At 70.3% G+C, this 12,477-nt stretch carries 13 protein-coding genes; 5 read left to right on the top strand and 8 right to left on the bottom strand.

The window, feature by feature from the left end; all coding sequences use genetic code 11:
* Positions 1 to 234 precede the first annotated feature (234 nt).
* Positions 235 to 834 carry a biotin transporter BioY gene (locus ACVKXF_RS09410; RefSeq protein ID WP_456795553.1) on the bottom strand — a complete coding sequence of 200 codons (600 nt, stop codon included), beginning with the start codon at positions 832 to 834 and terminating at the stop codon, positions 235 to 237.
* A gap of 115 nt (positions 835 to 949) precedes the next feature.
* On the opposite strand from ACVKXF_RS09410, the gene ACVKXF_RS09405 reads away from it, so the two are divergent.
* Positions 950 to 2,548 carry an ABC-F family ATP-binding cassette domain-containing protein gene (locus tag ACVKXF_RS09405; protein ID WP_123312558.1) on the top strand — a complete coding sequence of 533 codons (1,599 nt, stop codon included), beginning with the start codon at positions 950 to 952 and terminating at the stop codon, positions 2,546 to 2,548.
* 321 nt (positions 2,549 to 2,869) lie between these two features.
* Here ACVKXF_RS09405 and ACVKXF_RS09400 read toward each other — a convergent pair whose 3' ends face one another.
* Genes ACVKXF_RS09400 through ACVKXF_RS09390 form a run of 3 tightly spaced genes read right to left on the bottom strand, consistent with a single transcriptional unit; the run spans position 2,870 to position 4,577 of the window.
* Positions 2,870 to 3,850, bottom strand: a complete 981-nt coding sequence (locus ACVKXF_RS09400) for an SURF1 family cytochrome oxidase biogenesis protein (RefSeq protein ID WP_123312560.1) — start codon at positions 3,848 to 3,850, stop codon at positions 2,870 to 2,872.
* Positions 3,847 to 4,155 (bottom strand): hypothetical protein, encoded by a 309-nt coding sequence (locus tag ACVKXF_RS09395; RefSeq protein WP_374114431.1) that lies wholly within the window; start codon positions 4,153 to 4,155, stop codon positions 3,847 to 3,849. Before ACVKXF_RS09395 ends, ACVKXF_RS09400 begins: the two co-directional genes overlap by 4 nt.
* Positions 4,155 to 4,577, bottom strand: coding sequence for a DUF3099 domain-containing protein (locus ACVKXF_RS09390; RefSeq protein ID WP_123312561.1), 423 nt, complete (start codon positions 4,575 to 4,577; stop codon positions 4,155 to 4,157). The genes ACVKXF_RS09395 and ACVKXF_RS09390 overlap by 1 nt, the downstream gene beginning before the upstream one ends.
* 165 nt (positions 4,578 to 4,742) lie before the next feature.
* Here ACVKXF_RS09390 and fabG point away from each other — a divergent pair, with 165 nt between their 5' ends.
* The gene (gene fabG / locus ACVKXF_RS09385; protein WP_027465673.1) at positions 4,743 to 5,456 is read left to right on the top strand and encodes a 3-oxoacyl-ACP reductase FabG; all 714 of its coding nucleotides are present in this window, start codon (positions 4,743 to 4,745) and stop codon (positions 5,454 to 5,456) included.
* Between the two features lie 13 nt (positions 5,457 to 5,469).
* On the opposite strand, the gene serB is transcribed toward fabG, so the two are convergent.
* Both serB and glgC read right to left on the bottom strand, forming a co-directional pair.
* The gene (serB, locus tag ACVKXF_RS09380) at positions 5,470 to 6,108 is read right to left on the bottom strand and encodes a phosphoserine phosphatase SerB (protein WP_456795552.1); all 639 of its coding nucleotides are present in this window, start codon (positions 6,106 to 6,108) and stop codon (positions 5,470 to 5,472) included.
* A 99-nt stretch (positions 6,109 to 6,207) separates the two neighbouring features.
* Entirely contained in the window at positions 6,208 to 7,449 is a 1,242-nt protein-coding gene (gene glgC, locus ACVKXF_RS09375) for a glucose-1-phosphate adenylyltransferase (RefSeq protein ID WP_123313100.1), read from the bottom strand.
* A gap of 47 nt (positions 7,450 to 7,496) precedes the next feature.
* Between glgC and glgA the strand changes: the two genes are divergently transcribed.
* The 3 genes from glgA to ACVKXF_RS09360 all read left to right on the top strand — a co-directional run bounded on the left by glgA (position 7,497) and on the right by ACVKXF_RS09360 (position 9,845).
* Entirely contained in the window at positions 7,497 to 8,696 is a 1,200-nt protein-coding gene (gene glgA, locus ACVKXF_RS09370; protein ID WP_456795551.1) for a glycogen synthase, read from the top strand.
* Positions 8,697 to 8,705: 9 nt separating this feature from the next.
* Complete coding sequence (locus tag ACVKXF_RS09365) at positions 8,706 to 9,488, top strand: ABC transporter ATP-binding protein (RefSeq protein ID WP_123312566.1); 783 nt, start codon at positions 8,706 to 8,708, stop codon at positions 9,486 to 9,488.
* Between the two features lie 108 nt (positions 9,489 to 9,596).
* Complete coding sequence (locus ACVKXF_RS09360; protein WP_017887280.1) at positions 9,597 to 9,845, top strand: type B 50S ribosomal protein L31; 249 nt, start codon at positions 9,597 to 9,599, stop codon at positions 9,843 to 9,845.
* 64 nt (positions 9,846 to 9,909) lie between these two features.
* On the opposite strand, the gene ACVKXF_RS09355 is transcribed toward ACVKXF_RS09360, so the two are convergent.
* Together ACVKXF_RS09355 and treS are read right to left on the bottom strand one after the other, a co-directional pair.
* A complete protein-coding gene (locus tag ACVKXF_RS09355; RefSeq protein ID WP_123312570.1) occupies positions 9,910 to 10,653 on the bottom strand; it encodes a 3'-5' exonuclease in 744 nt (247 codons plus the stop codon).
* A 37-nt stretch (positions 10,654 to 10,690) separates the two neighbouring features.
* Positions 10,691 to 12,400 carry a maltose alpha-D-glucosyltransferase gene (treS, locus tag ACVKXF_RS09350; protein WP_123312572.1) on the bottom strand — a complete coding sequence of 570 codons (1,710 nt, stop codon included), beginning with the start codon at positions 12,398 to 12,400 and terminating at the stop codon, positions 10,691 to 10,693.
* Between the last annotated feature and the right edge of the window lie 77 nt (positions 12,401 to 12,477).

Genomic DNA, 12,477 nt, shown 5'->3' with positions numbered 1-12,477 from the left:
TGGGGGCGCGGCCGGGGGGGCGCGAGCGCCCCCCCCCCCCCGGCCGGCGGGGCGGCCGGGGGCCCGGGGCCCCGGGGCCTCCCGTCCGTCTGCGCGCAGGAAGCGCGCGGGGCGCGACACGCCGCTCACGTTCGCCGGGGTTCCACGAACGGACGCAGAAGCGGCCGGGGTTCCGAGATCTCGGAACCCCGGCCGCAGGAGCCGGGCGTGTCGACCGCAGCCGACGGGTGCGCGTCAGCGGCGGCCGACGGCCTTCCACGCGAGCGGCAGGATGCCCGCGGCGATGAGCGCCTTCGCGATCCCACCGACGACGAACGGGTACAGGCCGGCGGCGAGCACCGACTGCAGGTCGTTCGGGGCACCGAGCTGACCGAGCACGATCGCCAGGTAGGGCAGACCGGTCACGAACGGGATGGCGCTCGCGAGCAGCATCGCCACCGCGGCGCGTCCGACGTGACGGTCCCAGTTGCGGCGCGCCAGCCAGCCGACGACACCCGCGGCGGGGATGAACCCGATGACGTACCCGAAGCTCGGCACGGCCAGGGCCTGCAGGCCACCGGTCATGTCTGCGAAGAACGGTGCGCCCGCCAGGCCGGCGACGGCGTAGACGAGCAGCGCGAGCATGCCGCGGCGGGCACCCAGGGTCGCGCCGACGAGCACGACGGCGAGCGTCTGACCCGTGATCGGGACCGGCCACATCGGGACCTCGAGCTGTGCCATCGCAGCGGTCAACAGGGCTCCGCCGGCGACGAGGGCGGCGTTCGTGGCCAGCCCGTGCGTCCGCAGACGGTCGGCGAGGACTGCGCGGGGAGCGAACCCGGTGGCGTTCGTCATGGATTCTCCTAGAATGGACTGCTGGTCCCGTTCGGAACCATCGGTCCCGTCAGCGTAGCGGTGCACCTCACGCACACGTCGTTGTGCAAACCCACCAACTGATTGGACGTCCACTGTGCTTGCCGTGCACGAACTCGAGATCCGCGTCGGAGCTCGTCTCCTCATGGAGGACGTGTCCTTCCGTGTCGAGAAGGGTGACAAGATCGGACTCGTCGGCCGCAACGGCGCGGGGAAGACGACGATGACCAAGGCCCTCGCGGGCGAGACGCAGCCCACGGGCGGCAAGATCGACCGCGGTGGGGAGATCGGCTACCTGCCGCAGGACCCACGCTCGGGCGACCCGGAGGAGACGGCGCGGAAGCGCATCCTCGACGCCCGTGGGCTCGGCGAGCTGGTGGAGGGCATCCGCCTCGCCACGCTCGACATGGCGAGTGACGACCAGGCCGTCGCCGAGAAGGCGATGCGCCGGTACAGCCGGCTCGACGACCAGTTCAACGCGCTCGGCGGCTACGCGGCCGAGGCCGAGGCAGCCTCGATCGCGTCGAACCTCAAGCTGCCGGACCGCATCCTCGACCAGCAGCTGAAGACCCTGTCCGGTGGACAGCGGCGTCGCATCGAGCTCGCCCGGATCCTGTTCTCGGACGCCGAGACGATGATCCTCGACGAGCCCACGAACCACCTCGACGCCGACTCGGTCGTGTGGCTGCGCGAGCACCTGAAGACCTACCCCGGTGGCGTCATCATCATCTCCCACGACGTGGAGCTCGTCGACGAGGTCGTCAACCGCGTGTTCTACCTCGACGCGAACCGCCAGACCATCGACATCTACAACATGGGCTGGAAGCTGTACCAGCGCCAGCGCGTCGCCGACGAGGAGCGTCGCCGCAAGGAGCGCGCGGGCGCCGAGAAGAAGGCCGCGACGCTCAAGGACCAGGCCGCTCGCTTCGGTGCGAAGGCCTCGAAGGCCGCGGCTGCGCACCAGATGGTCGCGCGGGCGGACAAGCTGCTCGCCGGACTCGAGGACGAGCGCGTCGCCGACCGGGTCGCCAAGATCCGCTTCCCCACGCCGGCCCCGTGCGGCCGCACCCCGCTCATGGCGGAGGGGCTGTCGAAGTCCTACGGCTCGCTGGAGATCTTCGCGGGCGTCGACCTCGCGATCGACCGCGGTTCGCGCGTCGTGATCCTCGGGTTCAACGGTGCCGGCAAGACGACGCTGCTCCGGATCCTCGCGGGTGCCGACCTGCCCGACACGGGTGAGATCCAGCCCGGCCACGGTCTGCGTATCGGCTACTACGCGCAGGAGCACGAGAACATCGACATCAACCGCACGGTGATCGAGAACATGGTGTCGGCGTCGACCGACCTCAACGAGACCGAGGCCCGTCGGGTGCTCGGGTCGTTCCTGTTCACCGGCGACGACGGCTACAAGAAGGCCGGGGTCCTGTCCGGCGGTGAGAAGACGCGTCTGTCGCTCGCGATGATCGTCGTCTCGGGCGCGAACGTCCTGCTGCTCGACGAACCGACGAACAACCTGGACCCGGCATCGCGCGAGGAGATCCTCAACGCCCTGGCCGGCTTCGAGGGTGCCGTCGTCCTGGTGTCCCACGACGCCGGCGCGGTCGAGGCGCTCAACCCGGAGCGCGTCCTGCTGCTGCCGGACGGCACCGAGGACCACTGGAACAAGGACTACGCGGAGCTCATCGAGCTCGCCTGACGCCGGCCAGCCGGGCGGGCGGAGCCCGTCCGCACGGTGCCGGGTTCGCGGGCCGGTGCGGCGAAACGTGCTGGGTGCGCGCTTGTAGCGGGGCACAGTGCGCGGAAGTTCGCACGGGGTTGCGAGGTGCGCACGGTGCGGCCTGGAGGCGCGGTGCCGGTCGTGCACCGCGCCTCCCGTCCGCACGGTGCCGGGTTCGCGGTCCGGTGCGGCGTTGCGTGCACGGTGCGCGCTTGTAGCGGGGCACGGTGCGCGGAAGCCCGCACGGGGTTGCCCGGTGCGCCCGGTGCGCACGGTGCGCACGCACACGCGCGCCGGCCGTCAGCGACGGGACGCGATCAGGTCGTCCTCGATCTCGGCGTCGGTCTTCGGCTTGGCGTCCTTGCGGCGCTGCCGCTCCTGGGCGCGCTCGCGTTCCTCCGGGTCGTCCTGGTTGAGGTTCCGGTACTCCTGCACCATCACGTACGCCAGGAACCCGAAGCCGCCGGCCGCGAAGAGGAACCACTGGATGAAGTAGCTCAGGTGCAGGCCGGTGTCGGCGGTGGGGCGTTCCCAGCCGAGCGGGCGGGCCTCGGTCGGGGCGGGGGACTCGGACGCGAGTTCGCCGTACGCGCCCGTCCAGATCGGGGTGTCGACCTTCTTCGCGACGTCCGCCAGGGTGACCGACTGCACCTGGTCGGTGTGCGCGGGGTCGGTGCGGCCGGGGATTCGGGGCTCGCTCTGCTGCAGGCGGACGATCGCCGTCACCTCACCCGACGGGGGAGCGGGCACGTGGTCGGGGGCGTCCTGCGCGTTGCCGGTGGGGACCCAGCCGCGGTCCACGATGAACGCCCGGCCGTCGTCGGTGACCAGCGGGGTGAGGACCTCGAAGCCGGGTTGGCCGTTGTGCACGCGGTTGCGGACGAGCAGCTGCGCGTCGACGTCGTACCGGCCGGTCACGGCGACCCGGAGCCACTCCTGCTCGTCCTGCCAGCTCGAGGCCGTCGGCAGCGCCTGGTCGAGGGGCACGGGGGTGTGGTCGTAGTTCTGGGCGACCTGCTCGTTCTGGCGGACGGCCTCGTTCCGGCGGTCCCACTGCCACATGCCGAACAGCGCGCAGACGATCGCGAACGCCACGGCGATCGCGAAGTACCCGAGCCAGCGGCGACTGCGGACGAAGTGCCAGCCGACGAAGGGCTCGTCCGGGTCCTGGGCGGGACGGTCGTCGGCCGGCACGGACCGACGGGCGTGGTCGGCGGCGCGCTGCAGCTTGGCTGCGTGCTTCCGGCCGTACCGGGAGTGCGGGTCGAAGTCGTCGGTCATCGACCGGTGCCGGTGGAGCGCACCCCGACGTCGTTCTTCGGCGACGATGCCGGGTCGCGTTCGTCGTCGAGCCGGTCGACGTCCTCGTGCATGCCGGTGACACGCACCGGGAAGGTACGGGACCGCAGGTAGTCGGCGAGGAAGTCGCGGTGCTCCTCGCACGCCGCCCAGATCTTCACGCGGTCGGCGGAGTGGATCCGGGGGTTGCGCCAGTTGACCCGCCACGCAGCGGTGTTCGAGCAGCCGGCGCGCGAGCACACGGGGGTCGAGCCCGGCTCGGTGTGCAGGTCGAAGGTGGCCCCCATCAGCGGTGCCCCCACATCTTCGAGCGGTCGCCGTTGCGCTGCCACTCGTCCTGCGCGTGCTGCGCCTGCTGCCGGAGGCGGTCCTGCTCGTCGCGGTAGGCCTGGGCGCGGTCCTCTTCCTGCTGCTCCCGGAGACCGGGGTCGACCGCGTCGTAGAGCTGCATCGCACCGGCGGGGGAGATCATGTCGCTCTCGGTCCGGCTGCCGGCGTTCGCGACGATGACGGCGACCCAGGGGATCACGGCGGCGAGGACGATCGGCACGACGGCGATCCAGGAGTGCCAGATGGAGTAGACGAGCACGGCCACGACGAACAGGACGACGCGGATCGCCATCTGCCACACGTAGCGGGACAGGCGGTGCGCCCGGTCCAGCTCCGGCGAGTCCGGGAGCGTGGTGATGCTGGTGTGCGTGCTCTTCATACAGATGGTCTCCGTCTACCCGTGGTCAAGCCTAAGCCTCCCGGACCGATCGTGGGTGCGCCGCGCGCGAACGGGCTGTCGTGGTGGCTCCGGTACGCTCGTCCGGGCGTGTCCGCCGACCCGTCGGCACGACACGACCGCACACCACCACCGAACGGAGCGACCATGAGCACCCCCCGTACCGTCCTGATCACCGGCGGCAACCGCGGCATCGGCCACGCCCTCGCCGAGCGCTTCGTCGCCGCAGGGCACCGCGTCGCGGTCACGTCGCGGAGCGGACAGGGCGGACCCGAGGGTGCCCTCACCGTGCAGGCCGACATCACCGACACGGCGTCGGTGGACGCCGCCTTCACGCAGGTCGAGGCCGAGCTCGGCCCGATCGAGGTGCTCGTCGCGAACGCCGGCATCACGAACGACCAGCTGCTGCTCCGCATGTCCGAGGACGACTTCACGAGCGTCGTCGACACCAACCTGACCGGCACGTTCCGCGTCGTCAAGCGCGCCACCAAGGGCATGATGAAGGCGAAGTTCGGCCGCATCGTGCTCATGTCGAGCGTCGTCGGCGCCTACGGCCAGATCGGCCAGGTCAACTACGCGTCGTCGAAGGCCGCCCTGGTCGGCATGGCCCGCTCGATCACCCGCGAGCTCGGCTCGCGCGGCATCACCGCCAACGTCGTCGCGCCCGGGTTCATCCAGACCGACATGACGGCCGCGCTGTCCGACGAGCTGCAGGCCGAGTTCAAGAAGGCGATCCCGGCCGCCCGCTACGGCACGGTCGACGACGTCGCCGACGCCACGCTGTTCCTGGCGAGCGACGGGGCCGGGTACGTCTCCGGCGCGATCATCCCGGTCGACGGCGGCCTCGGGATGGGCCACTAGCCGCCCGACCGGGTCAGCCTCGCAGGCCGAGCGTCGCGAGCACGGCGGACAGGTCGCGGTCCACGACCGCGACGTCCGCCTGCTCCCGCACGCGCGGCTTCGCGTCGAACGCCACCGACAGGGCGGCGACGCGCATCATCTCGAGGTCGTTCGCGCCGTCGCCGACCGCGACCGTGCGGGACGCGTCGACGCCGTCCGCGGCCGCCCACTCGCGCAGGGCGACGGCCTTCGCGTGCGCGTCCACGACGTCGCCGAGGACGCGTCCGGTCAGCACGCCGTCGGTCACCTCGAGTCGGTTCGCCCGGCAGTGGTCGAGACCGAGCTGCTCGGCGAACGGGTCCAGGACCTCGTGGAACCCGCCCGACACGACACCGACGGTCCCGCCGGCGGCGTGCACGCCGCGGACGAGCTGGTCGGCCCCCCGCGTCACGCGGACCGCCTGCTGTGCGCGTCGGAAGACGTCGACCGGGAGGCCCGCCAGGGTCGCGACACGCTCCCGGAGGCTCTCGGCGAAGTCGATCTCCCCGCGCATGGCGCGCTCCGTGATCGCCGCGACCTGTGGCCGGGTCCCGGCGGTGTCCGCCAGGAGTTCGATCACCTCGTCCTCGAGGAGGGTGGAATCGGCATCGAGGACGACGAGGAAGCGGGGCACGCACCAACGGTACCGACAGCAGGAGGCACGGCCCGCGTCCGTGACGCGAGCCGTGCCTCCTGACCGTCCGTTCGTCGCTGTCGACGTGACCGGCCGACGCTACGCGTCGACCCGGACGCCCTTGCCGACCACCGTGATGCCCGACTCGGTCACGGTGAAGCCGCGGGCCTCGTCGGCCTCACGGTCGACGCCGACCTGCGCGCCCGGTGCGATGACGACGTCCTTGTCCAGGATCGCCCGGTTCACGACGGACCCCGCACCGATCGTCGCCCGCTCGAACACGATCGAGTCGAGGACCTTCGCACCGGAGTCGATCCCGCACCACGGGCCGATCATGCTGCGCTCGACCTGCGCGCCCGACACGAGGCAGCCGAGCGACACGAGCGAGTCGACCGTGGAGCCGGTGTTGCCGTTCGCGTCCCGCACGAACTTCGCCGGCGGCAGGTTCGTCTGCTGGTTGAAGATCGGCCAGTCCTGGTTGTACAGGTTGAACACCGGCACCGGCGCGATGAGGTCCATGTGGGCGTCGAAGAACGAGTCGATCGTCCCCACGTCGCGCCAGTAGTACTTGTCACGGTCGGTGGAACCGGGGACCTCGTTCCGCTGCAGGTCGTAGACGCCGGCGTCGCCGCGGTTCACGAAGTCGGGGACGATGTCGCCGCCCATGTCGTGGGCGGACGACTCGACCTGCCCGTCGCGGAGCACCGCGTCGACGAGGGCATCCGCGTTGAACACGTAGTTGCCCATCGACGCGAGGACCTCGCCGGGGGAGTCGGCGAGCCCGACCGGGTCCTTCGGCTTCTCGAGGAAGGCGTCAATCTTCGTCGGGTCGTCGGGGTCCACCTGGATGACGCCGAACTGGTCGGCCAGTTCGATGGGCTGCCGGATCGCCGCGACGGTGGCGCTGCGGCCCGAGGCGATGTGCGCCTCGACCATCTGGTGGAAGTCCATCCGGTACACGTGGTCGGCGCCGACCACGACGACGATGTCGGGGCGCTCGTCGCGGAGCAGGTTGAGCGACTGCAGGATCGCGTCGGCCGACCCGGCGAACCAGCGCTTGCCGAGCCGCTGCTGCGCGGGGACCGACGCCACGTAGGACCCGAGCAGGCCCTCCATGCGCCAGGTCTCGGCAACGTGCCGGTCCAGACTGTGCGACTTGTACTGGGTGAGGACGACGATCTTCTGCAGACCGGAGTTCACCAGGTTCGAGAGCGCGAAGTCGATGAGACGGAAGTTCCCGCCGAACGGGACTGCGGGCTTCGCCCGGTCGGCCGTGAGCGGCATGAGCCGTTTCCCCTCGCCGCCAGCGAGCACGATGCCGAAGACCTTCTTTGGAGCCATGCCGCTCACAGTAGGCGTCAGCACTGGGAACCGGTTACGTTGATCCAGTGCGAGTCGATCTGCTGACCAGGGAGTATCCGCCGGAGGTCTACGGCGGTGCGGGTGTCCACGTGTCCGAACTCACCGCTGCGCTGCGGTCGGGGACGGACACCGACGTCCGTGTCCGGGCGTTCGGGGCCTTCCGCGACGAAGCCGACGTCTGGGGGTACCGGACGCCGGCCGGGCTCGAGCAGGCGAACGGCGCGCTGCAGGCGCTCGGCACCGACGTGGCCATCGCTGCCGACGTCGAGGGTGCCGACCTCGTGCACTCGCACACCTGGTACGCGAACTCGGCGGGCCGGATCGCGCAGTTGACGTACGGCATCCCCCACGTCGTCACCGCGCACAGCCTCGAGCCGCTCCGTCCGTGGAAGGCCGAGCAGCTCGGTGGTGGCTACCGCCTGTCGAGCTGGATGGAACGCGAGGCGTTCGAGAACGCCGACGGTGTCATCGCGGTGTCGAAGGCCATGCGCGCCGACATCCTGCGCTCGTACCCGTCGATCGACCCGTCGAAGGTGCACGTCGTCTACAACGGCATCGACATCGACGCCTGGAAGCCGCAGGTCGACGAGGACGCCGTCCGTGCCCTCGGGATCGACCCGTCGCGTCCCAGCGTGGTGTTCGTCGGCCGGATCACCCGTCAGAAGGGGCTGCCCTACCTGCTCCGCGCCGTGGCCTCGCTCCCCGAGGACGTCCAGATCGTGCTCTGCGCCGGCGCGCCGGACACCCCCGAGATCCTCGCCGAGGTCACCGGGCTGGTCGAGGGCCTCCGCGAGCAGCGCGAGGGCGTCGTCTGGATCGACCGGATGCTCGCGCACCACGAGATCGTCAACGTGCTGTCCTCGGGCACCGTGTTCGTGTGCCCGTCGATCTACGAGCCGCTCGGCATCGTGAACCTCGAGGCCATGGCGTGCGGGATCCCCGTCGTGGGCACCGGCACCGGGGGCATCCCCGAGGTCGTCGCGGACGGGTTCACCGGCCGCATCGTCCCGATCGACCAGGCGCAGGACGGCACGGGCACCCCGACCGACCCCGACAAGTACGTGGCGGACCTGGCAGCGACCCTCAACGAGGTGCTCGCCGACGAGGGGCTCGCGAAGCTCATGGGCCGCGCCGGACGCCTGCGCGTCGAGTCGGAGTTCACCTGGGACGCGATCGCCACCAGGACACGGCAGGTCTACGACGAGGTGCTCGGCCGGAACCCGTAGGCTGGTCGCATGCCCTCGGTCGTGCGCTTGTCAGACGTCTCCGTGGTCCGCAACGGGGCCACCATCCTCGACTCGATCTCGTGGGAGGTGCAGGACGACGAACGCTGGGTCGTGCTCGGCGCGAACGGTGCCGGCAAGACCACGCTGCTGCAGGTCGCCGGCGCGCAGACGTTCCCGACCTCCGGTGACGTCGAGGTGCTCGGCACCGAGCTGGGCGGCGCCGACCTGTTCGAGCTCCGCCCGCGCATCGGCTTCGCGTCGACCGCCCTGGCCCGTCGCATCCCGGTGACCGAGAAGGTCATCGACGTCGTGCTGACGGCCGCGTACTCGGTCACGGGTCGCTGGAACGAGGAGTACGAGGAACTCGACGTCCGCCGTGCCCAGCGTGTGCTCGAGGAGTGGGGCCTGGGGTCCTTCACCGACCGCACCTTCGGCGAGCTGAGCGACGGCGAGCAGAAGCGCGTCCAGATCGCCCGTGCCGTCATGACCGACCCCGAGATCCTGTTCCTGGACGAGCCGGCCGCCTCGCTCGACCTCGGCGCACGCGAGAGCCTCGTCCGCACCCTCGGCGGCTACGCCCAGAGCGCCGATTCGCCGGCCATCGTGATCGTCACCCACCACGTCGAGGAGATCCCCGCCGGGTTCACCCACGCCCTGGTGCTCGCCGACGGCCACGTGCAGGCCGCCGGACCGATCGACGAGGTCCTGACCGACGAGACCCTGACCGAGGCGTTCGGCATCGCGCTGTCCGTCACGAAGGACGCCGGCCGCTACACGGCACGCGCGTCGTAGCGCTGCGATCGTGCCGTCCGTCTGGTAACGTTGACGGCTGGCGCAAGCCGATGACTTCCCGCGCATCTCGCGCAATCCCACCACCGCTACCGCTATCGAGGAAACTCCATGAAGACCGACACCCACCCCGAGTACCGCGCCATCGTCTTCCGTGACCTGGCCTCCGGTGAGACCTTCCTGACGCGTTCGACCGCGAACAGCGACAAGACGATCGAGCTCGACGGTGCCACCTACCCGGTGATCGACGTCGAGATCTCGTCCGCTTCGCACCCGTTCTACACGGGCAAGCAGCGCATCCTCGACTCGGCCGGTCGCGTCGAGAAGTTCAACCAGCGCTTCAAGGGCTTCTCCAAGTAAGCAGCCCCACAGCACGTCGGAACGGGCGGTCCTCCTTCGGGAGGGCCGCCCGTTCCGCGTTGCGTCAGCCGTTGCGGTGCGGCCACCGGCCGTCCGCGGTGAACGACGGATCGCGCTTCTTGCGCATGTACTCCTGGAACGAGGTGGCCTGCTCGGCGCACCACCCCACCTGCTTGCGGTGGAGCTCTTCGGCCGAGATGCCGAGTTCGTCCTGGTACTTGCCGGCGATGGCCTGGGCGACCCGACCGGCCGCGATCGCGTCCGCACCCGCGTCGTGCGCGTCGTCGAGGGTGACGCCGTACAGCTCGGACGCCGCCTCGAGCGTGCGCTTGCCCTTGCGGAAGGTGTCGAGGGCCTTGTCGATGACGAGCGGGTCGACGACGTTGCCGATGACGGGGGAGGCGAAGCCGTGCCGTTTGGCCTCGCGGTCGAGGACCGTCAGGTCGTACGGCGCGTTGTAGATCACCAGGGGGATCCCGCGGGCGAACACGGCCTCGATCGCAGCGATGATCTCGGCCACGACCTCGGCGGCGGGACGCCCCTCGGCCTGGGCCCGCTCCGTCGTGTAGCCGTGCACGGCCGCGGCGCCCTCGGGGATCGCGATGCCCGGGTCGGCGATCCACGCGCCCTCGGCGATGGAGGCTCCGGTCATGTCGATGAGGCCGACGTGCGCCGTGACGATCCGCGCCGTCTCGACGTCGACACCGGTGGTCTCGAGGTCGAAGACGCCGAGGGCGTGCCACCAGGGGCGTCCGGAGAGGTCCTGCGCCGGGGCGGGCGTTTCGAGCTGTGCTGTGGGGAACGTCACGCGGTCAGGCTAACGGGACGCACCGACACCACCCGCGCTACCCGACCGGCGCGCCGACGTGCAGCCAGTAGAACGACTGCGTCCCGAGGGTCAGGGTGACGGTGCCGTCCTCGTCGAACGCGGGGAACGAGCCGCCGCCGAACAGGTCGTAGAGCGGGCGACCGGCGAACTCCGGGGCCGACACCGTGACGGACGTCGGGTTCGTGGCGAACGAGAAGACGCACAGGACGTCCTCCGCCGACGGTCCGAACTGCTGCCCGGAGCCCTCCCACGAGCGCACGAACGCGAGCACCGACTCGTTCGAGGTCTCCTGCACGTGCAGCGTGCCCAGTCCGAACACCGGGTGGGCCTTCCGCACGTGGATGACGTTGCGGACCCAGTGCAGCAGGGAGCGCGACTGCGCGAGCTGCGCCTCGACGTTGACCTGCGCGTAGTTGTAGACGAGGGACTGCACGACGGGCAGGTAGAGCTTGCCCGGGTCCGCGGTCGAGAACCCGGCGTTGCGGTCGGGGGTCCACTGCATCGGCGTGCGGGACGAGTCGCGGTCGGGCAGCCAGATGTTGTCGCCCATACCGATCTCGTCGCCGTAGTACAGGAAGGGCGAGCCCGGCAGCGAGAACAGCAGCGCGTGGATGAGCTCGAGCTCGGCGCGCGAGTTGTCGAGCAGGGGAGCGAGGCGGCGCCGGATGCCGATGTTGGACCGCATCCGGGGGTCGTAGCCGTACCAGCCGTACATCGCCTGCCGGTACTCCTCGCTGACCATCTCGAGCGTGAGCTCGTCGTGGTTGCGCAGGAACACGCCCCACGCGGCCGCGGAGGGCACGTCGAGGGTCTCGGACAGGATCGCGGCGAGCTCCTTCGCGTGCTGCGCCCGGAGCGAGTAGAAGATGCGTGGCATGACCGGGAAGTCGAACGCCATGTGGCACTCGGGCTCCTCGTCGGTGCCGAAGAAGGCGGCGGTCTCGCGCGGCCACTGGTTCGCCTCGGCGAGCAGGACGCGGCCGGGGTACTCGTCGTCGACCATCGCGCGCATCTTCTTGATGAACTCGTGGGTTTCCGGCTCGCCCTCGCCGTTGCCGTCCTCGGACTCGAACAGGTACGGGATCGCGTCGAGCCGCAGCCCGTCGACGCCCAGGTCGAGCCAGTGCCGGACGACGTCGTACACGGCCTCGACGACCGCGGGGTTCTCGAAGTTCAGGTCGGGCTGGTGCGAGAAGAACCGGTGGAAGAAGAACTGACGGCGGACCGGGTCGAACGTCCAGTTCGACTCCTCGGTGTCGACGAAGATGATCCGGATGTTCGGGTACTCCTCGTCGGTGTCCCGCCAGACGTAGAAGTCGCCGAACGGGCCGTCGGGGTCTTCGCGCGACTGCTGGAACCACTCGTGCTGGTCGCTCGTGTGGTTGATCACCATGTCGATCACGATGCGCATGTTGCGCTCGTGCGACTTCGTGACGAGCTCGCGGAAGTCGTCGAGGGTGCCGAACTCCGGCAGGATCGCCTTGTAGTCGGCGATGTCGTAGCCGCCGTCGCGCATCGGGGACTGGAAGAACGGCGGCAGCCAGAGCGCGTCGACGCCGAGCCACTGCAAGTAGTCGAGCTTGCCGATCACGCCCTGCAGGTCACCGATGCCGTCGCCGTTCGAATCGACGAACGAGCGGATCATGCACTCGTAGAAGACCGAGCGCTTGTACCACTGCGGGTCGAGCGTCAGGCCGGGCAGCTGGATCGGGGCTGTGAAGGTCACCGTGCTCCTCGTCGAAGGTCCACGGGCCTCGTCGAGAGCCCGCCCCGGACACGATAGGCGCGCGATGCTCCGGGTGT

This window comes from Curtobacterium sp. PvP017 (assembly GCF_054060195.1).
The sequence above is the reverse complement of the archived record's forward strand: the minus strand, read 5'-3'. Positions and strand labels throughout refer to the sequence as shown.